The following is a 25,044-nucleotide window of genomic DNA, read 5'->3' as shown; positions in this document are numbered from 1 at the left end:
CGTGTCACTCCTCGGTCGATCCGACGGGGGTGGAAGCGCCTGGGCCTGCCCACAGAGGCAGGAGGGCGTGCAATTGGTCCTCGGTCAGCGCGTCGAGCGAGGCCAACAGCCGCTCCGCCTCCTCAGGCGAGAGCTGGTCCGGCCCGCCCACCGCCTCACCGGTCCCCGCCCCGAGCTCTAGCCCGAAGACCTCGACGACCAGCCGGCCTGCGTCGTCGACGACCGAGACGTCGACGACCTCTCGCGCCGTCTCACCCACCCGGTGCCGGACCACCGCGACTCCGGACCCCGCAGCGCTCGCCGACTCGTGGATCACGACTCGCTCGACCCGGAACGGCAGCTCGGTGGACGGCGCCGGAGCCGGCCGATCCGCTCCCGGCCGATCACCGACCGTCCGCCCCATCGCGCGGAACGGCGCGTGGTACCTCACCCAGTCGACCGGAATCCCCGCCTCCTCCAACCGAGTCAGGTGCTCCAAGACCGTCACCGAATCCGGTGTCCGAGGCGACAACCCCGCCAGCCAGAGCTCACTCCCGTCGCTCTGCGCCCGGCCGGCCGTGGTCAGCGTCCGTCCGGGCCCCACCTCCAAGAAGACCGTGCAGCCGCCGTCCATCAGTGCCCGGACTCCCGCCATGAACCTGACCGGTGAGGTGAGCTGCCGGCCCCAGTACTCCGCGCCGAGCTCCCCGCCCGCGGCCAAACCCCCGGTGAGGTTCAACGCCAGCGGCACGGCCGGGGTCCGGTGCCGGATCCGGCCCGCCGCCGCGACCAGCTCCGGGACGGCCGGGGCGACCAGCGTCGAGTGGAAGGCGTGGGTGGTCTCCAGCGGGATCGTCAGCCAGCCTCGCCGCTCGAACGCCGCCACCAACTCCCCCATCGCTGTGTCGGTCCCCGAGACGACGATCCGCTCCGGGGCGTTGTACGCGGCCACCGACGCCGCGCCGCCGTGTGCCGCGACCAGGCGTTCCAGCTCCGCCGGGTCAGGACCGCCCACGGCGACCATCCGGCCGGCGCCGGGCACGGCCGCGAAGGCCCGGCCGCGGGCGCTGACGAGTTCGAGCCCTTCCTCGACGCCGAACACCCCCGCCACACAGGCGGCCGCGTATTCGCCGAGACTGTGGCCGACCACCGCGTCCGGCCGCACCCCGCACGAGGTCCAGAACTCCGCCAACGCGACCTGCAGCAGAAAGACCGCGGGCTGGAGCAGCTCGGCCCGAGTCTGGGCGGCCGGGTCGGCGAACACGTCGAGCGGACCGACGCCGGTGAGCCGGCGGAACTGATCGGCGTGCCGGTCGATGCCCGCGCGGAACAACGGGTGCTCGCGATGGAGCTCGACTCCCATGCCGACGTACTCGGAGCTCTGCCCTGAAAACAGGAACCCGGTCCACGGCCGGGTTCCGGCCGCCGTCACGAGGTCCCCCTGCGCCGCAGCACCGGCCGGGTGTCATCTGGTCGCAGGATCCAGGAGAAATGCATCCGTCGCTGCGCCGACGATGCGGCGACCGTTCGGGAATGACTTCCGGTTGAGGGATCACCGTCTGAATCCGACATGACCTGAACATTGTTGTACGGCATTCCGGGCACGAAGGAACTCCAACCGATCTATCAAGTCTGGAAAAAGTCAGTCACGTGAACCCGCGACGACATCCAACGGGCTGGAATGGGATGACGCCGATTTCCAGAAGAGGTCGAAGCGCCGTTGACCGAGGGCGCTATCACCGAACCACGAACATATGGGGCCGGGAAACCGTCCACCGCAAGGTGACATCGGCTCGATGTCTTGCCGGCGAGACAGGATTTCTGTCTCAGCCTCCTGATGCTGATGCGACTTACCTGGCACGAGGAATCGAACCACAGAACCCAGTCACCGGGTTAGCGGCGGATCCACGTTCCGTCCCGAAGCCACGCGCGCCGTCGGTCGCGTCACGGCGGCGTCGCACCCGGGACACCGCCCGGACGCGACCGTCACGACATGGTCAGGACGCCTTGCCGACCAGTTCGCTCAGCACGTCGCTGAGGTCGCTGAGCAACGGGTTCTTGAGGATGACGCCCGTGATCCGGGATATCCCGAGCTCCTGGCGGAGGGCCTGGCCGAGGCGGACGGCGATGATGGAGTTGCCGCCGACGGCCAGGAAGTCGTCGCCGACGCCGATGCCCGGATTCCCCAGAAGCTCCCGCACCTTGCCGACCACCAGCTCGTCCATGGGGTTACGGAACCCGTTGTCGACCGTCACCTGACCACCTCTCGCACGTCATCGGTCAGCTCTCGCAGGCTGGCAGGCCGCATGTCCGACCAGTGTGCGGACACGTATTCAAGACAGTTCGCCCGCGTGTCCGCGTCGTGCGCGACCGACCAGCCGGCGGGCACGGCATGGGACGCCGGCCACAGCGAGTACTGCTCCTCGCCGTTGACCAGGACCAGATGAACGCCTTCCTCGTCTTCAAACGGATTGGCCACGGCTCTCCTGTGTGAACGAAACCTGATTTCCCGAAGGACGTGTCCATCGTGCGCTTGTCTCGCCGGCGAGACAACACTCCGTCGGCCGTTTTCCACCGCGGTCCGCGGTGAGTGTGTCCGCGAAGAACGAGGGTGCTATCAATCAGGAGCGGGCGCATTTACTGACCGATATTCGCCACACACCCCCGACTCCGAACCGTATCCGCTGGGGAGAACGCACTATGGATCTCAGCCTCTTCTATTTCGCCAACGACAGCGGAGGCGCCGAGGCCGACCGGTACCGGTTGCTGCTCGAAGGCGCCCGCTTCGCCGACGAGAACGGCTTGGCGGCGGTGTGGACCCCGGAACGCCATTTCCACCCCTTCGGTGGGACCTATCCGAACCCCTCGGTGACCAGTGCGGCGATCGCCGCGACGACGGAGCGTGTCAAGATCCGGGCGGGCAGCGTCGTGGCACCGTTGCACCACGCGCTGCGGATCGCCGAGGAGTGGTCTGTGGTGGACAACATCTCCCGGGGCCGAGTCGGGGTGTCCTTCGCCTCCGGCTGGCACGCCGTCGACTTCGCCCTGAATCCGGCCGCCTACACGAACCGCCGGACGGAGATGTACGAGCGGATCGAGCAGGTGCGTGCCCTGTGGCGCGGCGAGGCGATCGAGGTCACCGACGGCGCGGGGAACCCGGTGAAGGTGCGGTCGTTCCCGCCGCCGGTCCAGACCGACCTGCCGATCTGGGTCGCCAGTGTCGGCGACGTCGAGACCTTCCGGAGCGCCGGCCGGATCGGAGCCGGGCTCCTCACCCACCTGCTCGGCCAGAGTCCCGAACAGCTGGCGCACAAGATCGCCGAGTACCGCAAGGCCGCGTCCGACGCCGGCTGGCCGGGCCACGTCGCGGTGATGGTGCACACGTACCTCGGCGAGGACACCGACATGGTCCGAGAGCTGGTCCGGCCGTCGCTGAGCGACTACATGCGCAGCTCACTCGGGCTCATCCTGACGTCGGACCTCAGCACCGGAGACCTGGAGCCGGACGAGATCGACATGCTCGTCGAGCGGGCCTTCGAGCACTACTTCGACAACGTCGGCCTGCTCGGCTCGGTCGACAAGGGCGAGCAGGTCGTGGCGCGGCTCGCGGAGCTCGGCGTGGACGAGATCGCGTGTCTCATCGACTTCGGACTGCCGACGGACGAGGTCATGACCGGCTTGACCTATCTCAAGCGACTGCAGGACGCGTGCGGCGCCGACGCGCCCGACCAGCGCACGATCTGACCCCGATCCTTCCCATGCCGCCGCGGTCGCCCGGCCAGGGTGCGGTTCCACCGTGCCCGCGCCGAGGCCGACCCGCCGAAGTGCCGGCTGCCGACCGAGTGGCCGACCCGCGCCGAGCGGCCGGTAGGTCAGCCGGGACGCCTCGCGGGGCCGACAGCAGCACATCCCGGCGATCGACCAGCGGCGCCAGGACCGGCCCCGCACCCGCACCACGGGCGTGCGGCCCCGTCGGCCCCAGGTGCGGGCGCGCGGCGGTGTCATCGAGAACCCATCCTCGTCCTCGTCCTCGTCCTCGTCCTCGAAGACGATGAAGGCCCCCCAGCGCCGCCGCAGTCATTCCACCTGCGGCCACACGTCCTTTGTCCACAGCTCGACCGCGTGCTCGTCGCGCTCCATAGCCCGGCGGGCAGGACAATGCCGATACCAGCCGTGCTGGTGCGCCACCCGCCACACCGCCGCCATCGAGCAGTCGATGCCGAACCTCCAGGCGATCAGCGTTCTGATCCGGGCCGTAGTCCAACGCTGGTCTTCCCAGCCGTACTCGGCCGGCCCCAGGGCCGACTCCTCCTCCAGCTCGGCGAACTGGCCATCGGACAGCTTGGGAAGCCTCGGCGGTCCCGCCGGGGCGAGAGCATCCATCCCGCCCTCCCGCCAGGCACGGCGCCGGCGTTGGCCGGTCGCGCCCGTCAACAGGACCGCCTGCGGTGCTCCCGTCCGGAGCCGGGAGGCCCCGGGAGGGGCCCCGGATCAAGCGGGTGTCGACGCGGCGAGGTCGACGCGGCGGGCCAGCTCCTCCACCGTCGTCGCCGCGAACAGGGTGATCAGTGGCAGGTCCACGCCGAAAGCTCGGCGCAGTGCGAACAGGATCCGCAGCGCCAGCAGGCTGTCTCCGCCGAGCCGGAAGAAGTCGTCCTCGGCGGTGACCACGTCGGCCCCCAGCGCCTCTGCCCAGATCCGCGCTACGCGCTCCTGCGTGGCGGTGGCGAACCCGGCGGCAGGCCGCTCGACCGCATCCGCCACGGGCGCCGGAGCGGGCAGAGCCTTGCGGTCGTGCTTGCCGTTCGCGTTCAGCGGTATCCGTTCGAGCAGCGTGATGGTGGACGGCACCATGTAGTAGGGCAGTTGGGTGCGCAGGTACTGCAGAAGAGCGACCGGGTCGGGGCTGCGTCCCGCTCGCGGCTCGACATAGCCGGCCAGGCGCCGCTCACCCAGGGCGTCCTCCCGGACGATCACGGCGGCGTCCTGGGCGTCCGGGTGCTGGCCGAGCACCGACTCGACCTCCTCCAGCTCGATCCGGAAGCCGCGCAGCTTGACCTGCCGGTCCACCCGGCCCAGCACCTCCACGTCACCCGTGGGAAGCATCCGCGCCAGGTCGCCGGTGTTGTACAGGCGGGCACCCGGCCTCTCCGAGAAGGGGTGTGCAAGGAACCGCTCGGCGGTGAGCTCGGGGCGCCCCACGTAGCCGCGGGCCAGGGCCAGGCCGCCGATGTAGAGGGTGCCGTTCACTCCAAAGGGCACCGGCTGGAGCCGGTTGTCGAGCACGTAGAACTGGGTGTTGGGCAGCGGGCGTCCGATCGGCACCGGCTCCTCGTCACCGCGCTCGGGCATCGGAGTCTCGAACAGGCCGCTGTCCACGGTCGATTCGGTGATGCCGTACGAGTTGACCAGCCGGGTGCGGGGAGGACACAGCTTCGCCAGGTTCCAGTAATCCTGCATGAACCAGATGTCCGCGCCGACGGCCAGCACCTTGAAGTTGTCCAGCATCCGCCCCTGCTCGGCCACATAGGCGCTGAGCCGGCGGATGACGACCGGGACGAGGTCGGCGAAGTCGATCCGCTCCCGCTGGAGCAGCGTGTACAGCCGCGCCGGATCCAGCAGCGCTTCACGGTGGCAGAGCACCAGCGTGCCGCCGGAGCACAGCGCGCGGACCATGTCGCCGGTGAACACGTCGAAGGCGATGTTCGCGGCCTGGAGATGCCGGCGCACCACCGTGCCCAGGCCGTAGACCCGCTCCCAGGAGCGGAAGGCGCTCATCAGGGCACCATGGGTGAGCATCGCCCCCTTGGCCCGGCCGGTCGAGCCCGAGGTGTACACGAGGAACGCCAGGTTGTCCGCGTTCGGTTCGGCGTGCCGCACCGGCGGGACGGCGGCCGGCTCGTCCTGCGCCGCAACGGCGTCCTCGGCGAGCCAGTCGTCGACGTAGCCGACGCTCACCCCTTCGGTGAGCCCGGGTACCGAGGCCACCACGTCGTGGCGGGTCAGGAGCAGGCGTACGGAGGCGTCCGAGAGCACGTAGCGCAGGCGGTCCACCGGGTGGGCCGGATCGAGCGGCACGTACGCGCCGCCCGCCTTGAGGACGCCGAGCAGGGCCGCCACCGAGTCGGGGCAGCGCGGCGCGCAGAGCCCCACTCGGGACTCCGGGCCGACGCCGAGCGCGCGCAGCCGGGCGGCGATGATCCCGGCCCGCCGGTCGAGTTCGCGGTAGCTGACCCGGTCCTCGCCGTCCACCACCGCCACGGCGTCGGGGATGGCGCGGACGTGCTCCTCGAACAGGTGGTGCACACACGTGTCGGGGGCGACCTCGACGGAGATCAGGTTGTCCCGGTTCAGGAGCTCGGCCCGCTCCGGCTCCGAGAGCAGCGGCAGCAGGGACAGCGGCAGATCGGAGTCCGCCACGGCGCCGAGCAGCAGCCGTTCGAAGTGGGCGGCCATCCGCTCGATGGTGGCATCGGCGAACAGGTCGGCGTTGAACTCCCATGCGCAGCGCAGCCGGTCGCCCTCGTCGACGACGTGCAGGCTCAGGTCGTACAGCGCCGTGGTCCGGCTCTCGCCGCTGAACGGGCTGACGCGCAGCCCCGCCGGATCCGGCGTGGGCCGGGGGGCGTTGTGCAGCGACAGCATCGTCTGGAACAGGGCGGCGCGGCTGAGATCGCGGTCCGGCTGCACCTCCTCGACCACACGCTCGAAGGGAACGTCCTGATGGGCGAAGTCCGTGATGCACGCCTGCCGGGTACGGGCGAGCAGCTCGCCAAACGTCGGGTCGCCCGCCAGGTCCGTGCGCAGGGCCAGGGTGTTCGCCAAGGGGCCCACGAGCAGCTCGGTCTCCGGCCGGTGACGGTTGGCCACGGACGTGCCCACCACGATGTCGTCCTGGCCCGAGTAGCGGTGCAGCAGGGCCGCGTATCCGGCGAGCAGCGTCATGAACAGGGTGGCGTTCGCGGCGCCGCCCAGCTCCCGCAGCCCGGCGGCCACCTCGGCGGACAGGGTGAAGGACCGGGTCCGGCCCGCGTACGTCTGCACGGTCGGTCGGGTGCGGTCGGTCGGCAGCCGCAGACTGGGCAGCTCGCCGCTGAACCGCTCACGCCAGTGCGCCGGCCCGTGCGCCACCCGGTTCGCCGCACCGCCCGTGAACTGCTCGCGCTGCCAGTGGGCGTAGTCGGCGTACTGGACGGCGAGTGGCGGCAGCGGATCGGCGCCGCCGGTGCGGAAGGCGTCGTACAGACGGCAGAACTCGTCCGTCAGTACCGTCATCGACCAGTCGTCGGTGACGATGCGATGCAGGTTGATCAGCGCGACGGTTTCCCGCTCGGTGAGCGCCACCAGTGTCACCCTCAGCAGCGGACCCCGGCCCAGGTCGAACGGCGTCCGCGCGTCCTGCGCTGCGAGCCGCCGTGCCTGCTCCTCGGCGTCGTCCGCGCCGCGCAGGTCGACGACCCGGGGCTCCCAGACGTGGGTGTCCGCCGGGGTGATGGTCTGCGCCGGCTCGCCGTCGACCGAGGGGAAGGTAGTCCGCAGGGTCTCGTGCCGCCGCACCAGGGCCTGGAGGGCCCGCACCGCCGTGTCCAGGTCCACCGGGCCCGACAGCCGCAGCGCGTAGGGCGTGTTGTACGCCGCGTTCCCGGGGCAGAGCTGGTCCAGGAACCACAGGCGCTGCTGTGCGAAGGACAGGGGGGCGCCCGTGCCCGCCGGGCGTCTGGTGATCCCGCCCGGTGCCGCCGCGGTGCGCTCCTCGAGCCGCCGCGTGTGCAGGGCGTTCTGGGCGGGGGACTGCTCGCGCAGCCGCTCCGAGGTGTCGCTCATGCCGTCCTACCTTCGTGAGTGCGTCCCATGCATGCGCGACTTGTGCTATTCGGCACGGGTGCCGTCCTGTGCACGGGCCTTCCGACCGTTGGCGGCGGCCTCCTTGGCGATGGCGCGGAAGAACTGCGGATAGCTGGGGGAGGTGTGCTTCGCGTGCGACAGCGTCAGGTCGTGGCGCTCGCGGAGCTGATTGATCGGGACGACCATGGCCGCGTGGTGCTCGATGTGCAGGTTGTTGCCGTTGGTGTACCAGGTGCTGAACCAGCTGCCGGTGATGGAGCGGGTGTTGGTCAGCACGTCGGTGCTGGAGTTGTCGCACATGATGTGCTCGGGCAGTTCGACGAGGAAGTGCAGGGGCACCGCGACCAGTAGGGGCAACAGCCACACCCACAGCACCAGTTCGCCCTGGCCGAGCGCGGCGAGCGCGACGGCCGCGAGGATGGGCAGTATGAACAGCCGGTATTCGGCGACCACTTCACGCTTGCGGGCCGGTGCGATCTGGCCGGAGTCGTAGGTCCAGGAACCGGTCCAGGCGCGCACGATGTCCGCGACCGCGCCACCGAGCCGGCCGAAGGCCAGGGCCTCGCGGACCAGCGCCCCCCAGGTGACAGGCTGACGCGAGTCGAAGCCGAAGAACTCCGAGTCCTGGTCGGTGCCCAGATAGCGGTGGTGCTGCAGATGCAGGACGCGGTAATGGCTGTACGAGACCAGCATGGGCACGCCCAGCGGGACGCCGGCGATCCGGTGCCAGCGGGCACGCCGGAATGCCGAGTGGTGCAGGCACTGGTGTTGCAGTTCCAGCCAGTGTGCGTACATCGCGCCGATCAATAGGACACCCAGCACCCGCAGCGGCCACAGCCCGGTCAACAGAGCGAGCGCCACGCCGAGCGCCCAAAGGGCGTACGCGACAAAGAGTTTGAAGATGAACGTCCGCTCGTCGACGGCGTTCACCTTGGCCCGTCGGAACAGGCCCTGTGGCGACGCCGTGCTTGCGTCGGAAGTCATTTTTGGCACCTTCCCCTGTGGCAGCCTCCCGCGAGATCGCTACGGCAGTCGGGCAGGCATCAGCGACTTCGTGTGGATGAGGCACGAAGGTTGGAAGTGGCGCCCTTCGGCCCCCGGAAGACAGGGAAGGCAGGGAGGGCGGGTGGATGAAGAAGTGTCGAGCACTCCGCTTGCGTGGCAAGGCGAGGCAACGCGGCGGGGCGCCGGGATACGCGCCGCGGCTGTGGTGCGGTCAGGCCTTTTCGCCGGCCAGATCGCTGAGCGCATCGCCGAGGTCTCTGAGCACCAGATTCTTGAAGATGATGCGGACAGTGCGGGGTATTCCAAGCTTTTCGCTCAGGATCTACCCGAGGCGGATGGCGACAATGGAATTGCCGCCGATTTCCAGGAAATTGTCGTCGATGCTGACGCCCGTATCGTCCAAGAGGGTCCGCACGCTACTGACCACCGGTGCGTTCCATAGGGTTGCGGAACTCGTTGTCTGTCACCACGTACCTCATACCTCTCTACCGCGGTTCATCGCCCACCGCCCTGATCAGGCTGGCCGGCCTCATGTCCGTCCAGTGCGCGGAAACGTATTCAAGGCAGTTCTTGCGAGTCTCCTGGCCGTACACCACCTTCCAGCCGGCCGGTACCGTGCTGAAGGCGGGCCACAGCGAATGCTGGTTCTCGTCGTTCACCAGAACCAGGCATGCGCCTTCTTCATCGTCGAACGGATTGGCCACGGATTCTCCTGATGAATCGATCAAACGCCCGTCAGCGTAACAGTGGCGATAACCAGCCGTCACCGTTGCGGCAGCTGAATAATCGGCCTCGCATTGGGCGTGTCTCGCCGGCGAGACACCGGCGTCGGCGTCATGGGATATCGCTGTTCCTGATCGCCGCCGGAACGAGGGCAGGCGGCGACGGTGGCGCGGCGAACTGCTGCCTGCCGCGCCACCCAGGTGGTCTGCGCCTAATGCTCGAACCGAGCTCAGCTCATGGCAGGCACGGCCCCGCCGGTCATGTCGCCGAGCGCCACCACGATCTTCCGCGGCCCGGTGAAGGGACTGCGTGAGTGCGCGACCAGCATGTTGTCGATGACGAGGACGTCACCCTCCTGCCAGGAGAAGGCGACCGATTCCCGGTCCATCAGGTCGCGGACCTCGTCCACCAGGGCGTCGTCGATGACAGTGCCGTCGCCCCAGAAGACGTTGCGCGGCATCCCCTGATCGCCGCAGATCTCCAGCAGCGACGAGCGCGTTTCCGGGTCCAGCGACGACGGGTGGTGCAGCGCCAGCTGGTTGAAGAACACGGCCTCGCCGGTCGTCGGGTGGCGCAGCACCGCCTCGGCCTGACGCGAGGTCCGCAGGCCTCCGTCCGGCGTCCACTCGAAGCTCGTCCCCTCCGCGGCGCACTTGCGCTCGACCTCGGCGGGATCGTCGGTGCCGAAGAAGCGCGACCAGCTGACGTCGACGCCTTCGATGAAGTTACGGACGTAACGGAGCTTCTTGGTGGCGAAGAGCTCGGCCAGCTCCGGACGCATCCGGGTGAGAACCGTCCGGCAGTCGACGATCGGCGTCTGACCACCGGACCGCGGGGCCACGATGCACGAGAAGAACTGCCGCATCGGCCACTGCGGCAGATGCGAACTCTCGTTGTGGAACAGGATCGAGAGGTCTTCCGGATACGGCGTCGACTTGTATACGCGGGCCGACTCGCCCTCTCGCGGAAGGTCCCCGTATTCAGGGAAGAGGGTGCCGCAAATCGCCGAGGCGGCCTGTTCGAACTTCTCCACCGAACCGGCGTGGAACCCCCGGAGCAGGACCGCGCCGTGCCGCAGCAGCCGTGCTTCGAGTTCTTCCCGGTTCGCGCGCAGCCAGCCGGGCAGGTCGACGCCGGGACCGGCCGGCGTGATGAGGACGGGGGTCGTCGGTGACTCCGGCAGGAAGCCGATGTTCACCGAATCCCCGCCGGGTGTCCGCACCTGCCGCCGAGTCGCGCCCAGAAGGGAGCGCGGTCCCGGTGTCCCGGAAGTCGCTTCGTTCATGTCCTGGTCCTCATTTCCTCGGCGGTGAACCCGGCCGTGCTCTGTGTCATGCGTCGATCTCCCGTTGGATCAGCTCGGCGAGTTCCTCCACCGCGGGCTGTCGCATGATGCCGTGGTGGGTCGTTGCCACCGAGGCGAAGCCGAGCTCAGGCCCGACCACCGATCCCCAGCCCCACGTACGGTCCGGATCCTGCGGCACGTCGGCCGGCTCGGCGCGCACCAGCAGCACCGGGAAGTCGGCTCGGCCGAGTTCGGCCTGCTCCTGCACGAAGTAGCGGTCCAGAGCGGTCATGTTGGTCATGTAGACGTCCAGCAGGCTCCGCAGCTCCGCCTCACCGGAGTCGGGAGGCAGCCGCCCGACGTCCTGCAGGGCCTTGAGCAGTTCCTGATGACCGAGATGACCGAGCGGCCCCTCCGGCAGGTCCAGCTGGTAGTGGAAGGCGAAGCGGCGCAGGAGATAGTCGGCGGGCTGCCGCGCCAGGGCGCTCTCCGCGTCACCGGGGACGCCGCAGTTGACGATGATCAGCTGCGCCACCTCGCGTCCGGAACGGCGCAGCGCCTGGGCCGTGGCGTAGGCCATGATGCCGCCGAAGCACCAGCCGATGATCACGGGAGCGGCGTCGCCGACGGCCGCGATGTTCGCCGCGTACTCCTCGGCCATGGCGGCGAAATCGTCCTGCGGCGGCCTGCCGTGCAGACCCCAGGCCTCGATGCCGTAGACCGACCGGTCCGCCGGTATCAGCCGGGCCAGCTCCCAGTAGCTGAGCGTGTTGCCGCCGCCGGGGTGGACGCAGAAGACCGGGGCCTGCTCATGCGGTCCGCGGGCGGCGCGCAGCGGGACCAGGTTGGAGTCCTGGACGTCGCTCCTGCGCACCAGCTCCGCCATCGCCGCGACGGTCGGGGCGCTGAACACCGCGGACATCGGCAGGCGCAGGCCGAAGGCGTTGTTGATCTGGGCCATGAGCTTGATCGCACGCAGCGACTGTCCCCCGAACTCGAAGAAGTCCGCGTCGGGGGAGGAGATGTCCTGGTCGAGGATCGAGGACCAGATCGCCAGCAGACGCTGTTCCACCGAGTCGCGCGGCCGGCCGGCCCGGGCCTTCGGCGGCGCGATCGGTGCGAGGCCGCGGCGGTCGAGCTTGCCGTTGCGGGTCAGCGGGAACCGCTCCAGCACCTGCCACCCGGTCGGCACGAGGGCGGCCGGGAGGTGCAGAACCATGGCTGCCCGCACGTCCTCGACGGAGATGTCCACTCCCCCGGCGGCGGTGAGGTAGGCGTCCAGGTGCGTGACGAGTCCGTCGGCGTCCGCGCGCGCCACGACCGCCGCGGCGCCGACGCCGGGCCGATCCGCCAGCAGCGTCTCGATCTCGCCGAGCTGTACGCGGTATCCGCGCAGCTTCACCTGGTCGTCGATCCGGCCGAGGATCTCGATGCCGTTGCCGGGCACCAGGCGGCCGAGGTCACCGGTCCGGTGGGCGTCCGCGGTGTCCGCCGTACCGAAGCCCGACCCGCCTTCGCGCAACCGCGCGAGGTAGCCGAGGCCCACGCCGGGCCCGCTGATCAGCACCTCACCGGGGCACCAGGGCGGCAGCGCGGCACCCCCCGCGTCGACCACCGTCAGGACGTTCGCCCCGAGGCCGGAGCCCACCGGGATCGAGGAACAGCGTTCATCGATCGAGGCGTCCAGCGGGAGGCACGCGGCGCCCACCGTCGACTCGGTCGGGCCGTAGTGGTTGTACAAACGCAAGGACGGCGCGATCTCTCGCAGCCGCTCGTACAACGGACGTGGCAGCAGTTCGCCGCCGAGCACGAGCACCTCGCTCGGCAGAAGCGCGAGCGGATCGGCAGCCTCGGCCAGCAGCGCCGAGAGGTGCGAGGGGACCAGCTTCATCGCGGCCGCGGGGCTCCCCCGGAACCACTCGGTGAGAGCCGCGGGGCTCGTGGCGGTCTCGGTGGGGATGAGCTGGACGCAGCCACCGCCGGCCAGGGTCGGGAAGACCGCCGTGTAGGCCAGGTCTGCGGCGAGGGTGGAGACCGCCGCGAACTCGGCGCCCTCGGACAGGGCGAGCGTCTCGCCGATCGCCGAGGCGTAGTGCGACAGCTGCTCGTGCCCGATGACGACGCCCTTGGGAAGCCCCGAGGTGCCCGACGTGAAGATCACATAGGCGGCGCCCGCGGCCGCCGCGCCGGAAGTCACCGCGCGCCCCGGGTCGACGACCGCGTCGGCCGTGCACACGATGCGGACGGAGGCCTGGTGATCGGCCTTCGGATCGGGGGTGAGCAGCAGCGCGGGGTCGGCCTCCCGCAGGATCGTCTCGATCCGCTGCTGCGGCCACGTGGGGTCGAGGGGGACGAACGCCGCGCCGGCGAGCCAGACGCCGAGCATCGCGACGACCGTTTCCGCCGAGGCGGGAACGAACAGCGCGACCCGCTGCCCGGCCCGCACGCCGTGCTCGCGCAGCAGGTGCGCCACCGCGTCCGCGCCCTGCGCCGCGTCCCGGTAGGACACGACGGTCTCGCCGCAGCGCAGCGCGGGCTGCGCGGGCGTGCGCTCCGCCTGCGCGAGGAAGCGGTCGAGCACCGGGGCGTACGACGCACGGGGCCCGGCCTCGGCGTTCGGCGCGTTCGGCGCGGTGAGGCGCAGGCCGCCGACGGCGTGCTCCGTGCCACCGGACAGCAGATCGGTCAGCTGATGTCCGAACGCCTCCGCGACGAGGTCCAAGTCGGCCTGGGCGACGCGGCCCGCGCCGCCGACGAAGGTCAGGCGCAGGCTCCGCGACCCGCGCACGCAGTCGAGGTGCAGCGCACCAGGTGCTTCGTGGACGGACGCACCGGCCGAGAGTTCCTCGGCCCACCGGTCCAGGCGGTGCCGGTACGAGAGCGGGCAGACGTCCGCCGCATGGTGTGCGGAGGCCGCGGTCCCCGGGTCGATCTGGTTCTCGATCGCCGCTACGGAGCGGAGCGCGTCCTGCGACGCCTGGAGCGCGTCGGCGACCGGGGTGTCCGCGCCGATCTCCAGCCGCACCGGTACCGGACGCTCCAACAGGCCGAGCACGTTCTCCAGGCCTTCCGTGGACCGGCCGTCGGCCAGCACCAGCACATGGTCGTCGGCGTCGCGGCAGTACCGGCCGTACAGCGAGCGCCAGAGAGCCAGCAGCACCGCCGCCTCGCTCACGCCGCACCGTCCGGTGAGTTCGTCCAGCCGTTCCAGAGCCGGCCCCTCGACGACGGCCGAGGCGCTCACCGGCTCGACGGCCGCGTCCCGGAGGCCGACGGGGGTGAGGAAGGGCGGCGCCGAGGACGGCTTCGACGACTGCCGCGCCGCGTCGTCGGCCACCGGCGGCTGCGCCGACTCGTCCAGCACTTCGCCGAGCCAGGCGGCGACATCGGCGTACTGCAGCACCGTCTGCCCGGCCTGGGCGACCCCGTCCTCCAGCAGCAGGCCGACAAGCCGGGTCCAGGAAGCGTCGTCGACGCTCAGCCGCGGCAGGGTGAGAACCAGCCGCGTGCCGTCCGGACCGAGTTCGTGCTCGACGGTCAGCGCGCCGGCACGGAACACGGTGCGATCCGTTCCCGACTGCTCGATCGCGACCGGGCCCACCGGATCCACGACCTGGACGAGCGTGGGCAGCCCCGCGAACTCGGTGTACCGCGTACGCAGGCTCTCGTGCGTCGCGACCGCCGTCGCGATCCGGGCCTCCAGGTCCGGCACCGGTATCCGTCTGGCGGTGCGGACGGTGCGCACCGCCGTGCTCCGGGCCTCGCCCGACCGGGCGAGCTGTTGCGGGGAGAGCTGATAGCCCTCCTCCTGCCAGGTCTCGACGTTCGTCATGATGTCTGCTCCTGAATGGTCATGCGGGCTCCGGAGCGAGGGCCGAGTCGGAATCGGTGGGGGATGCCTCGAGGCGGCGTACCGCGCGCACGGGTGAGAACAGCAGGGCCAGTGAGGCCAGGAACGTCCCACTCGCGGCCACCACCACCGCCGTCCGCAGCCCGGTTCCGGACGCGAGCGCACCGCCGAGCAGCGAGCCGAGCGAGTACGCACCCAAGGCGCAGGTACGGGCCGTGGCGTTCACCCGCCCGAGCAGCTCGTCCGGGGTGGAGACCTGCCGGAAGCTGATCACCGTCACATTGAAGACGGGAACGCTGAACTGGACGACGAAGGAGGCGACCGCGACGACGGCGATCGCCGCCAGTGAGTGGCCGTGTACGGCCGCGAGGACGAGATATCCCAGCCCGGGCAGCGCCATCGTCAGAATCAGTGTCGGGCCGACGCCGAACCGTGCGGTCAGTGGGCCGACCAGGAGGACGCCGGCCAGGGCACCGACGCTGCCGACCGCGACGATCAGGCCGACCTGCTTCGAGCCCATTTCGAGCACCCTGAGCAGATAGAGGAAGAACACCGACATCAGGGCGCCGGAGAACAGGTTGATGATCAGCGCGGCCGTGGTGAACCAGCGCAGCAGCGGGTGCCGCACGATCGCGGCGAATCCCTCACGGATCGAGGCACGGACCGAGAGGGTCGCCGCTCCGGGCTGACGCTTCGGCCGCTCGTCGGCCGGCAGTCCCGCCACCGTGAAGAAGGACAGGACGTAGCTCGCCGCGTCCACCGCGATCGCCACCGGTGCGCTGAGCGCGCTGATCAGCAGGCCCGCCGCGCCCGGCCCGACGACCTGCGCGATCGAGTCCGAGAGTTCCAGCTTCGCGTTCGCCTCGCCGAGCCGGTCCCGGCCGATCAGACCGGGTGTGTAGGACTGGTGCGCGAGGTCGAAGAACACGGTCATCACGCCGACGACGAAGACCACGACGAAAAGCTGACCGATGTTCAGCACATCGAGCCCGTGCGCGACGGGGATCCAGGCGAGGGCCGCGGCGCGCACGACGTCGGCGACGATCATCACGGAACGGCGCGCCCTACGGTCCAGCATCACGCCGACGAAGAGGCCGAAGAGCAGGAACGGCAGCGTCTCGAGGGCGACGAGCACGCCGGCTTCCATCGGCGTCGCGTGGAGCAGCAGGACCGCGGTCAGCGGCATCGCGACGTAGGTGATCTGGGAACCGAGGATCGAGGCCGACTGACCTGTCCACAGCAGCGCGAAGTTCCGCTGGCGGAACAGCGAAGCCGGCTTCTTCCCGGCGCTCGCGGTGTCCTCGCTCATCAGCGCCACACCGCCTCACGGATCTCGGCTCCCGGTCGGGAACGCAGGGTCTCGGCGCGTTGGTCCATCACAGTCTTCCTATCGGGTCGAATTCGCCGCACGGGTGATCGGGGAGGCGCCGGGCGGTGTGGGGGGCGTGCCTGGACTTCTCCCGGGCACTCGGTCACGTGCGGCTCAGCCGAGCGGCTGCTCCGGCGGGAGACCGGGGCGGGCCAGCACCCGCCGCCTGCCGGGGCCGAGCGTCGGCCGGGTCGCCGACCGGTCAGGGTTCGCGTTCCGTTGAGCCGGTTCCGGGACTTCCACCTTGCCGATGGGCTGGTCGGGGTCGGAGGTCAGCTCCGCGACCAGCAGGCTGAGCCGCTCGGCCCAGGTCTGGACCGTGTGGTGGTCGAACAGGTCGGTGGCGTACGCGACGATCCCCGTGATGCCGGTCGGCCGCCCGTCCGGCTCGTACGACCCCCGCAGCAGGAAGTTCAGGTCGAACTTGGGGGATTCGTGTTCCGGGATCTCGAACTCGCTGACGTCGAGTTCGGGGAGGTCGAAGGCGGCTTCGGCGTTGGTGTCGAAGGACAGCATGACCTGGAAGAGGGGGTGGCGTGCCGCAGTCCGTGGTGGAGCGATGATCTCCACCAGGCGTTCGAGGGGGAGGTCCTGGTTCTCGAAGGCGGCGAGGTCTGTCTCCCGTACCCGGGTGAGGAGTTCGGTGAAGGTGGGGTCACCGGAGACGTCGGTGCGCAGGACGAGGGTGTTGAGGAAGAAGCCGACCAGGTCGTGGAGGACTTCCTCGGTGCGTCCGGCGACGGGCGTGCCGAGCGGGATGTCGGTGTCGCCGGTGAGCCGGGACAGCAGGACGGCGAGGGCGGCCTGGACCACCATGAACGGGGTCACGCCCGTCCGCCTGGCCAACTCCGTGACACGGGTGTGGACTTCGGCGTCGATGGTGACGGGGACCCGGGCGCCGTGCCGGGCGGGGGTGGCGGGGCGCGGCCGGTCGAAGGGCAGGTTGAGTTCCACCGGCAGTGCGGCCAGTGCGTCGCGCCAGAAGGCGGACTGGCGGGCGACGGCGCTGGTGGGGTCGTTCTCGGAGCCGAGCAGGTCGCGCTGCCACAGGGTGTAGTCGGCGTACTGGACCGGGAGTTCGGTCCAGGCCGGGGTGGTGCCGGCGAGCCGTGCGGTGTAGGCGGTGGCGAGGTCGTTGCCCAGGGGCCCGACCGACCAGCCGTCGCAGGCGATGTGGTGGACCAGCAGCACCAGGACGTGTTCGTCCGGCCCGGTGCTGAAGACCTGTGCCCGTAGCGGGATTTCGGTGGCGAGGTCGAAGACATGTCCGGCGGCCTGGACCACCAGGTCGGTCACCTGCTCGTCGTCGGTGTCCGTCCATGTCAGCGGCAGGGTGACCGCGTCGGCGGGCACGATCTGCTGGACGGGTTCGCCGTCGACGACCGGGAAGACGGTCCGCAGGCTCTCGTGCCGGCCCACCACGTCACCCAGCGCCGCCGCCAGCGCCTGCCGGTCCAACGCCCCGGACAGACGCAGCACCAACGGCATGTTGTACGCCGCGCTCGGCCCCGCCAGCTGACCGATGATCCACAACCGCTGCTGCGCGAACGACAACGGCAGCGACTCCGGACGAACCCCGGCCACCAGCGCCGGACGGGAGGGTCCCGCCTCGACCAGCGCACCGGCCAGGGCGGCGACAGTGGGGGCATCGAACAGCGCGCGGATGGTGATCTCCATCCCGAGCAGGGCGCGGATGCGGGCGACCAGCCGGGTCGCGAGAAGGGAGTGGCCGCCGAGTTCGAAGAAGTGGTCGTCGACGCCGACACCGGGCAGACCCAGCACCTCGGCGAACGCCGCACACAGCATCTCCTCCCGCACGGTCGTCGGAGCGCGGTGAGTCGAGGCGACCGCGTAGTCCGGGACGGGCAGGGCCTTGCGGTCCAGCTTGCCGTTGGCGGTCAACGGCAGCCGGTCCAGGACCACGACCGCGGCCGGCACCATGTAATCCGGAAGCGGCCCCGCGGCATGCCGGCGCAACAGGCCGGGCAACTGCGTGATCTGTTCCGGGGATTGACCCGGGGCGGGTACCACATAACCGACCAGACGCTGGTCACCAGGGATCTCCTCGCGGACCACCGCCACGGCCCGGGCGATACCGGGATACCGGGCCAGCACCGCCTCGACCTCCCCGGTCTCGATCCGGAACCCCCGGATCTTCACCTGGTCGTCGGCCCGCCCGACGAACTCGAGGGTCCCGTCCGCCCGCCACCGCGCCAGGTCCCCGGTCCGGTACATCCGCTCGCCGGGCGAACCGAACGGGCACGCCACGAACCGCTCCGCGGTCAGTGCGGGACGGTTCAGGTAGCCACGCGCCAGACCGGCACCCGTCACGTACAACTCGCCCGTCACACCGGGGGCCACCGGTTCCAGGCCGTCGTCGAGCACGAACACCCGCATGTTGAAGGTGGGTCCGCCGAGTATCGGCCGCGGTGTGGATCGCGGCTCGGCGAAGACCTGGTAGACCGTGCACTCCGTGGGCCCGTAGAAGCTGAAGCTGCGGGTGCCCTCACCCAGCGATCCGAGCCACTCCCAGAGCGAGTCGGGCACGGCCTCGCCACCGACCACGAGCAGTGCCGGAGTACGGCGGCCGTTGTCGAACAGGCCTTCCGACACAGCGGCGGCCATGTGCGTGGGGGTCAGCTCCAGGAAGTCGACGTCGTGTGCGTCCAGCCAGGTCGCGAGGAGGCCGATGTCGGAGAGCACCTCCGTGCTCACGACATGCAGCTCGTGCCCCTCCAGCAGGCACGACAGCTGGTCCCACACCGCGTCGAAGGATATGGAGGTGGTCAGCGCGACCCGCAGCGGGCGACTGTCCGACAGATCGGCGGCGCAGGCGAAGACCGACTCACGGTGAACGGTGATGAAGTTGGTGATGCTGTGGTGCGGTACCGCCACGCCCTTGGGAGTTCCGGTGGAGCCGGAGGTGTAGATGACGTAGGCAGGATGGGCGGGGGTCAGCGGGCCGGTGCGCTCGACATCGGTCGGGTCGTGACTCCAGGCCGGGTGTGCGGTCAGCTCTTCCTGGGTGGCAGCGTCGTCCAGGACCAGAAGGGGTGCGTCGGCCGGCAGCCATGCCGCGGTGGCCTGGAGCGTCACCACGTACGACGGCTTCGCGTCCTCGATCATGAACCGGACCCGTTCCTGCGGGTATTCGGTGTCGATCGGGAGATACGCCGCGCCCGCCTTGAGTACGCCGAGCATCGCCACGACGAGGTCGATCGACCGTGGCAGTGCCATGCCCACGATGTCCTCGGGGCCGACCCCGTGCTCGATCAGGTGGTGCGCGAGCCGGTTGGCGCGGGTGTTGAGCTCGCCGTAGGTCAAGGTGGTGCCGTCGAAGACGACCGCGGTGGCCTCGGGGGTGCGGGCGGCCTGGTCCTGGAAGAGCGCCGGCAGGGTCGTGGGCGGGACGGAGCGGGAGGTGTCGTTCCAGGTGTGCAGCACCTTCTCCTGCTCCGCGGCCGAGAGCACCGGGACCTGGTCGACCCGCTGGTCCGGGCCGGTGGCCAGGGTGTCGAGGACACGGGTGAAGCGTTCGGCGAGCTGCTCGATGCTTGCATGGTCGAACAGGTCGACGGCGTAGAAGATCTCGCCGGTCATTCCGGCGGGCCGGCCGCGCTCGTCGAAGCGTTCGCACAGGTCGAAGGAGAGGTCGAACTTCGCCGGGGTGTCCGCGTCGGGCAGGACGCTCGTGCGCAGGCCGGGCAGTTGGAGCACGGGATCGGCGTTGTTCTGGAGCGCGAGCGTGACCTGGAACAGCGGATGGCGGGCCATGGAGCGGGCCGGGGCCAGCTCCTCGACCAGGCGCTCGAACGGTACGTCCTGGTGCGCCAACGCGTCGAGCGCCTGCTCCCGCACCCGGGCGAGCAGTTCGCCGAAGGACGGACCGCCGGACACGTCCGTGCGCAGGACGAGGGTGTTGACGAAGAACCCGACGAGGTCGTCGAGCGCGGTGTCGGTGCGCCCGGCCGTCGGGGTTCCGATCACGATGTCCTGGCCGGCGCCGAGCCGGGAGAGCAGCACGGCCAACGTGGCCTGGAGCACCATGAAGACCGTCGCGCCTTCGTCCCGGGCCAGTTCGGCGACCCGGGCGTGCAGCAGCGCGGGGATCTCCAGCGTCACGCTCCCGCCCTGATGCGTGGCCACCGCGGGGCGGGCACGGTCGACGGGCAGCGGCAGTTCCTCCGGTATGTCGGACAGCGCGCGGCGCCAGTAGGCCAGTTGCTCGCTCAGCAGGCTCTCGGGGTCCTGCGCCTCGCCGAGCAGTTCACGCTGCCAGAGCGTGTAGTCCGCGTACTGGACCGGTAGCGGAGCCCATCCGGGTTCCTGGTCGGCCAGGCGCGCTGTGTACGCCACCGAGAGGTCCCGGGCCAGCGGTACCAGCGACCAGCCGTCACCGGCGATGTGGTGCACGAGCAGCACCAGCACGTGTTCGTCCGCACCGGCTTCGAACAGCCAGGCCCGGAACGGCACTTCGGCCGAGAGGTCGAAGCAGTGGCCCTCTGCCCCGCTGATCGACGCGGTCAGGCCGGACGGCCCGACCAGGGCGGCCGGTACCACGGTGAGCACCTCGCCGAGCTCCTCGACCGGCACCACTCGCTGGTACGGCCGTCCCTCGACCGACGGGAAGAGCGTGCGCAGCACCTCGTGGCGCTCGAGGACATCCCGCAACGCCGCGTCCAGCGCACCGGCGTCGATCGCACCGGAAAGCCTGATGACCGCCGGGATGTTGTAGGTGGCGCTCGGTCCCTCCAACTCGTGCAGGAACCACAACCGCTGCTGCGCGGACGACAACGGCAGCGGCTCCGGACGATCCGCGGTCACCAGCGCCGGACGCGAGGGGCCCGCCCCGGCCAGCGCCTTGGCCAGGGCGGCGATGTTGGGGGCTTCGAACAGCGTACGGATGCCGAGTTCGACCCCGAGCAGGGCGCGGATGCGGGCGACCAGCCGGGTCGCGAGCAGGGAGTGGCCGCCGAGAAGGAAGAAGTTGTCGTCGATGCCGACGGTGGACAGCTCCAGGTTCAGCACCTTGGCGAACGCGGCGCACAGGATCTCTTCCTGGACGGTCGTCGGAGCACGGCGGGCGGCCACGACGGCGTGGTCCGGTGCGGGCAGGGCCTCGTGGTCCGGTTTCCCGTGATCCGTCAGCGGCAGCCGGTCCAGGACCACGACCGCGGCCGGCACCACGTGCGCGGGCAGCAGCCCGGCAGCGTGCTCGCGCAGGATCGCGGGCAGCCGTACGGTGACTTCCGGGTCGAGGCCGGGGCCGGGCACCACGTAGCCGACCAGACGCTTGTCGCCCGGGATGTCCTCGCGGGCGACGATCGTGGCCTCGGCGATGCCGGGATACCCCGCGAGTACCGCCTCGACCTCGCCGAGTTCGCTGCGGAACCCGCGGGTCTGCGTCTGGTGGTCCGCCAGGTCGATGGGCTGGTCGGGGTCGGAGGTCAGTTCTCCGAGCAGGTGGTCGAGCCGCTCGGCCAATGCCTGGACCGTGTGGTGGTCGAACAGGTCGGTGGCGTACTCGAGAATCCCCTTGATGCCGGTCGGCTGTCCCTCCGGACCGAACCGCTCCTCGAACTCGAAGTTGAGGTCGAATTTGGCTGTTTCGTGTCCGGGGATCTCGAATTCGCTGGTCTTGAGTCCGGGGAGGTCGAAGGCGGCTTCGGTGTTGGTGTCGAAGGACAGCATGACCTGGAAGAGGGGGTGGCGTGCCGCGGTCCGTGGTGGAGTGATGATCTCCACGAGGCGTTCGAAGGGGAGGTCCTGGTTCTCGAAGGCGGCGAGGTCTGCTTCCCTCACCCGGGTCAGGAGTTGAGTGAAGGTGGGATCGCCGGAGACGTCGGTGCGCAGGACCAGGGTGTTGAGGAAGAAACCGATCAGGTCGTGCAGGGCTTCTTCGCTGCGTCCGGCGACCGGTGTGCCGAGCGGGATGTCGGTGCCGCCTCCGAGTCGGGACAGCAGGACGGCCAGGGCGGCCTGGACGACCATGAACGGTGTCACGCCGGTCTGTCGGGCCAGCTCCGTGATGCGGGTGTGGACGTCCGCGTCGACGGTGAGCGGTACCTGGGCGCCGTGCTGGGCGGCCGTCGCGGGGCGTGGCCGGTCGAAGGGCAGGTCCAGTTCGACGGGGAGTCCGGCCAGTGCGTCGCGCCAGAAGGCGGACTGGCGGGCGACGGCGCTGGTGGGGTCGTTCTCGGAGCCGAGCAGGTCGCGCTGCCACAGGGTGTAGTCGGCGTACTGGACCGGGAGTTCGGTCCAGGCCGGGGCCGTGCCGGCGGTCCGCGCCGCGTAGGCGGTGGCGAGGTCGTTGCCCAGGGGCCCGACCGACCAGCCGTCGCAGGCGATGTGGTGCACCAACAGCACCAGGACGTGTTCGTCCGGCCCGGTGCGGAAGGCGTGTGCACGCAGCGGGATTTCGGTGGCGAGGTCGAAGACGTATCCGGCGGCCTGGACCGCGAGGTCGGTCACCTGCTCGTCGTCGGTGTCCGTCCATGTCAGCGGCAGGGTGACCGCGTCGGCGGGCACGATCTGCTGGACGGGTTCGCCGTCGACGACCGGGAAGACGGTCCGCAGGCTCTCGTGCCGGCCCACCACGTCACCCAGCGCCGCCGCCAGCGCCTGCCGGTCCAACGCCCCGGACAGACGCAGCACCAACGGCATGTTGTACGCCGCGCTCGGCCCCGCCAACTGACCGATGATCCACAACCGCTGCTGCGCAAACGACAACGGAATCATGCAGGCTACCTCGCTGTTTCCGACCGCTACCAGTCGCGATCCGCATCCGATGGCTCAGGCGCCGAAATCACCGGCCAGGCGTCGGGCCGCAGCGGGATCGGGAGCCGTTATGTCGGCAGAATTAATTGGCAAAGGGAAAACGGAGTTGTATCGACTTCGCGAGGCTAGCAGGCGGCACTCGCCAGGGTGAATAAGTCCCGGGCTTCACTCGACGGAGCCCGGGAGGACTGTCTCGCCGGCGAGACGGGCGAGCGGCTTCACCTGTCCGAACGGTGGAATTCCAGGCCGTCGAACTCCCCGCTGCCCCGCCATTCCTGAAGGTGCCGGAAGAAGCCCAGGCCATCGGGGAACTCGTATTCGTCCCAAAGGGAATGCGGACCGAGATCCATTCCCTCGTTGTTGGAGTAGCCGGGGGTGCATTCCGCGCCCAGGAACGTGCGCCACTCCGGATCGACTCCCACGTTGCTCATCCAGGCGTCCTCCGCCTGCCGGGTGAGTTCGACGACGTCGGCCCCCGTGGTGACCGCGTGCGCGACGACGGCGGCGACGGTCTTGGCCGCCTCGGACAGGTTGTGCGAGAGGTTGGAGAACCGCGTCCCGCCCGTGAGCGACTGAACGAGGAACGCGTTCGGGAACCCGTGCACATGGAGTCCGTGCATCGTGCGCATGCCGTCGGTCCAGTGCTCCGACAGTCGCCTGCCGTCCCTGCCGACGGGGTCGAATCCGGCGCGCCGGGTGGGCGCGGTGCCGACCTCGAACCCCGACGCGTAGATGATGCAGTCCACCTCGTACTCGGTGCCGTCCACCACGACACCTCGCGGCGTGATCCGCTCGACCCCCTTGCCGTCCGTGTCGACGAGACGGACCGTCGGCTCGTTGTAGGCGTTCAGATACTCGTCGTGGAAGGTCATGCGCTTGCACGGAAGCCAGTACCAGGGCTTGAGGAGTTCCGCGGTCCGTGCGTCCTTGACCGTCTCCTCCACCCGGGCGTGGAGCTGGCCCATCTTCTCCATGTCCGCGTAATACTCACCGCGAATCTCCTCGGACGTGTCCGAGTCCGGCTGCGAGCCCTCTCCGGCGTTGCGCCACATCCGGGCCATGGCGGTCCAGCCGTCGTTGATCAGATCCTCGGCCGGCTGCTCGGCCGACGTCATGTTGGCCGCGTAGTTGTCCAGCCAGCGCTGCTGCCATCCAGGCGTGGCTATCTGCGCGAACCACTCCGGGTCGATCGGCCGGTTGTTGCGGACCTCGATGACGGAAGGCGTGCGCTGGAAAACGAACAGTTCCCGGCATGCGGTGGCCAGGTGAGGGACGCACTGCACCGCGGTGGCGCCGGTGCCGATGATCGCCACCCGTTTGTCCCGCAGGTTGCCCAGCGGTCCGCCGACCGGGTCGCCGGTGTAGGCGTAGTCCCATCGGCTCGCGTGGAAGGTGTGGCCCGCGAAGGTCTCGATACCCGGGATGCCGGGGAGCTTCGGCACGGACAGGTGGCCGAGCCCCATGATCACGAACTGGGCGGTGAACTCGTCACCGCGGTCGGTCCGCACCGTCCACAGCCGGGCGGAGTCGTCCCAGTCCAAGCCGGTGACCCTGGTGTGGAAGAGCGCGTTCTCGTACAACCCGTACTGCTTGCCGATGCGTTGGCAGTGCTCCAGGATCTCCGGGCCGCGCACGTACCACTCGGTGGGCGCGTAGCCGGTCTCCTCCAGCAACGGCAGGTAGATCATGGACGCGATGTCGCACTGGGCGCCCGGGTACCTGTTCCAGTACCAGGTTCCACCGAAGTCGCCGCCGGTGTCCACGATCCTGACATCGGCGACCCCCGTCTCCTTCAGGTGGGCGCCCGTCATCAGGCCGGCGAACCCCCCGCCGATGACGGCGACCGTGACGTGGTCGCGGTACGGCTCGCGCTCTATGCGATCGGTGAAGGGGTCCTCGTTCATGTGCGCGAACCCGCCACTGAGGGTCAGGTATTGGTCGATGCCGTCCGGCCGCAGTCTCTTGGCCCGCTCGGCGGCGTTTTTCGCGAAATGCTCCGACACCTTGTGCCTGGACATAAAAGTCTCTCCTCCGAATGCATTTCTCCGGCCGCCCGGCCAGCACCTGGAATGTGCCGTGGTCGGTACTCGACGAGGCCCGTGGGTCTGTCTCGCCGGCGAGACAGACCCACCGCCGGCGGCGGTTCGGGTCGAGGTGGGGGGCGGCCGGCGGGGGGCGCGCGGCGCAGGGCGGAGCTCCGGTGGGACGGGG

Annotated in this window: 14 protein-coding genes; 2 read left to right on the top strand and 12 right to left on the bottom strand. The window is 70.0% G+C overall.

Going from position 1 to position 25,044, the window contains the following annotated elements:
* Nucleotides 1-4: 4 nt before the first annotated feature.
* The 3 genes from AB0D59_RS45710 to AB0D59_RS45700 form a co-directional block, all read right to left on the bottom strand.
* Nucleotides 5-1,411: an acyltransferase domain-containing protein gene (locus tag AB0D59_RS45710; protein ID WP_362577630.1), complete on the bottom strand. Its 1,407-nt coding sequence runs from the start codon at nucleotides 1,409-1,411 to the stop codon at nucleotides 5-7.
* A 565-nt stretch (nucleotides 1,412-1,976) separates the two neighbouring features.
* Nucleotides 1,977-2,234 (bottom strand): phosphopantetheine-binding protein, encoded by a 258-nt coding sequence (locus AB0D59_RS45705; protein WP_362577628.1) that lies wholly within the window; start codon nucleotides 2,232-2,234, stop codon nucleotides 1,977-1,979.
* Nucleotides 2,231-2,458, bottom strand: coding sequence for an MbtH family NRPS accessory protein (locus AB0D59_RS45700; RefSeq protein WP_362577626.1), 228 nt, complete (start codon nucleotides 2,456-2,458; stop codon nucleotides 2,231-2,233). Before AB0D59_RS45700 ends, AB0D59_RS45705 begins: the two co-directional genes overlap by 4 nt.
* Nucleotides 2,459-2,679: 221 nt before the next feature.
* Here AB0D59_RS45700 and AB0D59_RS45695 point away from each other — a divergent pair, with 221 nt between their 5' ends.
* Nucleotides 2,680-3,723: a MupA/Atu3671 family FMN-dependent luciferase-like monooxygenase gene (locus AB0D59_RS45695; RefSeq protein WP_362577624.1), complete on the top strand. Its 1,044-nt coding sequence runs from the start codon at nucleotides 2,680-2,682 to the stop codon at nucleotides 3,721-3,723.
* Between the two features lie 333 nt (nucleotides 3,724-4,056).
* On the opposite strand, the gene AB0D59_RS45690 is transcribed toward AB0D59_RS45695, so the two are convergent.
* Genes AB0D59_RS45690 through AB0D59_RS45680 form a run of 3 tightly spaced genes read right to left on the bottom strand, consistent with a single transcriptional unit; the run spans nucleotide 4,057 to nucleotide 8,808 of the window.
* Complete coding sequence (locus AB0D59_RS45690; RefSeq protein ID WP_362577622.1) at nucleotides 4,057-4,413, bottom strand: winged helix-turn-helix domain-containing protein; 357 nt, start codon at nucleotides 4,411-4,413, stop codon at nucleotides 4,057-4,059.
* Nucleotides 4,414-4,470: 57 nt separating this feature from the next.
* Nucleotides 4,471-7,803, bottom strand: a complete 3,333-nt coding sequence (locus tag AB0D59_RS45685) for an amino acid adenylation domain-containing protein (protein ID WP_362577620.1) — start codon at nucleotides 7,801-7,803, stop codon at nucleotides 4,471-4,473.
* Nucleotides 7,804-7,848: 45 nt separating this feature from the next.
* On the bottom strand, nucleotides 7,849-8,808 hold the full coding sequence (locus AB0D59_RS45680; protein WP_362577618.1) for a fatty acid desaturase: 960 nt from the start codon (nucleotides 8,806-8,808) through the stop codon (nucleotides 7,849-7,851).
* 142 nt (nucleotides 8,809-8,950) lie between these two features.
* Here AB0D59_RS45680 and AB0D59_RS45675 point away from each other — a divergent pair, with 142 nt between their 5' ends.
* A complete protein-coding gene (locus tag AB0D59_RS45675) occupies nucleotides 8,951-9,271 on the top strand; it encodes a hypothetical protein (protein ID WP_362577616.1) in 321 nt (106 codons plus the stop codon).
* A 43-nt stretch (nucleotides 9,272-9,314) separates the two neighbouring features.
* On the opposite strand, the gene AB0D59_RS45670 is transcribed toward AB0D59_RS45675, so the two are convergent.
* From AB0D59_RS45670 to AB0D59_RS45645, 6 genes are all read right to left on the bottom strand, one after another.
* Nucleotides 9,315-9,533, bottom strand: coding sequence for an MbtH family NRPS accessory protein (locus AB0D59_RS45670; protein ID WP_362577615.1), 219 nt, complete (start codon nucleotides 9,531-9,533; stop codon nucleotides 9,315-9,317).
* Between the two features lie 248 nt (nucleotides 9,534-9,781).
* The gene (locus AB0D59_RS45665; protein ID WP_362577614.1) at nucleotides 9,782-10,837 is read right to left on the bottom strand and encodes a TauD/TfdA family dioxygenase; all 1,056 of its coding nucleotides are present in this window, start codon (nucleotides 10,835-10,837) and stop codon (nucleotides 9,782-9,784) included.
* A gap of 46 nt (nucleotides 10,838-10,883) precedes the next feature.
* On the bottom strand, nucleotides 10,884-14,669 hold the full coding sequence (locus AB0D59_RS45660) for an amino acid adenylation domain-containing protein (protein ID WP_362577613.1): 3,786 nt from the start codon (nucleotides 14,667-14,669) through the stop codon (nucleotides 10,884-10,886).
* A 19-nt stretch (nucleotides 14,670-14,688) separates the two neighbouring features.
* Nucleotides 14,689-15,996 carry an MFS transporter gene (locus AB0D59_RS45655; RefSeq protein ID WP_362577611.1) on the bottom strand — a complete coding sequence of 436 codons (1,308 nt, stop codon included), beginning with the start codon at nucleotides 15,994-15,996 and terminating at the stop codon, nucleotides 14,689-14,691.
* 174 nt (nucleotides 15,997-16,170) lie between these two features.
* Nucleotides 16,171-22,794 (bottom strand): amino acid adenylation domain-containing protein, encoded by a 6,624-nt coding sequence (locus tag AB0D59_RS45650; protein ID WP_362577609.1) that lies wholly within the window; start codon nucleotides 22,792-22,794, stop codon nucleotides 16,171-16,173.
* 257 nt (nucleotides 22,795-23,051) lie between these two features.
* Nucleotides 23,052-24,851, bottom strand: coding sequence for an NAD(P)/FAD-dependent oxidoreductase (locus tag AB0D59_RS45645; protein ID WP_362577608.1), 1,800 nt, complete (start codon nucleotides 24,849-24,851; stop codon nucleotides 23,052-23,054).
* Nucleotides 24,852-25,044: the final 193 nt, after the last annotated feature.

The sequence above is a fragment of the Streptomyces sp. NPDC048417 genome (genome assembly GCF_040651615.1).
Classification (GTDB): domain Bacteria; phylum Actinomycetota; class Actinomycetes; order Streptomycetales; family Streptomycetaceae; genus Streptomyces.
This window is presented reverse-complemented; position numbering and strand designations above follow the sequence as displayed.

Excerpts from the sequence above, each read along its gene's own strand:
- AB0D59_RS45645 (WP_362577608.1), bottom strand. The coding sequence starts at position 24,851 with ATGTCCAGGCACAAGGTGTCGGAGCATTTCGCGAAAAACGCCGCCGAG.
- AB0D59_RS45650 (WP_362577609.1), bottom strand. The coding sequence starts at position 22,794 with ATGATTCCGTTGTCGTTTGCGCAGCAGCGGTTGTGGATCATCGGTCAG.
- AB0D59_RS45660 (WP_362577613.1), bottom strand. The coding sequence starts at position 14,669 with ATGACGAACGTCGAGACCTGGCAGGAGGAGGGCTATCAGCTCTCCCCG.
- AB0D59_RS45695 (WP_362577624.1), top strand. The coding sequence starts at position 2,680 with ATGGATCTCAGCCTCTTCTATTTCGCCAACGACAGCGGAGGCGCCGAG.
- AB0D59_RS45665 (WP_362577614.1), bottom strand. The coding sequence starts at position 10,837 with ATGAACGAAGCGACTTCCGGGACACCGGGACCGCGCTCCCTTCTGGGC.
- AB0D59_RS45685 (WP_362577620.1), bottom strand. The coding sequence starts at position 7,803 with ATGAGCGACACCTCGGAGCGGCTGCGCGAGCAGTCCCCCGCCCAGAAC.
- AB0D59_RS45680 (WP_362577618.1), bottom strand. The coding sequence starts at position 8,808 with ATGACTTCCGACGCAAGCACGGCGTCGCCACAGGGCCTGTTCCGACGG.
- AB0D59_RS45655 (WP_362577611.1), bottom strand. The coding sequence starts at position 15,996 with ATGAGCGAGGACACCGCGAGCGCCGGGAAGAAGCCGGCTTCGCTGTTC.